This is a genomic window from Amycolatopsis eburnea (assembly GCF_003937945.1).
Classification (GTDB): Bacteria; Actinomycetota; Actinomycetes; order Mycobacteriales; family Pseudonocardiaceae; genus Amycolatopsis; species Amycolatopsis eburnea.
The window spans coordinates 1-232 of the sequence record NZ_RSEC01000071.1; the positions used below are offsets into that span (position 1 = coordinate 1).

The 232-nt window shown below is 66.8% G+C and carries 1 pseudogene; it reads left to right on the forward strand.

The annotated features are described in order from the left end of the window. A pseudogene (locus tag EIY87_RS48860) lies at window positions 1-134 on the forward strand (hypothetical protein); the annotation flags it as partial. Between the last annotated feature and the right edge of the window lie 98 nt (window positions 135-232).

The window sequence follows — 232 nt, forward strand, 5'->3', positions numbered from 1 at the left end:
TGAACGTGCGGTTCATGGGCATCAGCGAACAAGCCATCATCTCCTACCTCGTCTCCGCCTACTACTCCGCCGCCGTCCTCGTCCCCGACGCCCTCGCCGTGCTGGAAAGCGTCGAACTCGGCCGGGAAAGCTAACCCCGTGACGATCATCGAGGAACCCACCGCGCCGCAGCTGTCGCTGGGGATCCCCGCCGCCCGGACCCTGGCCACCACCACCAAAACCCGCCCCCAGA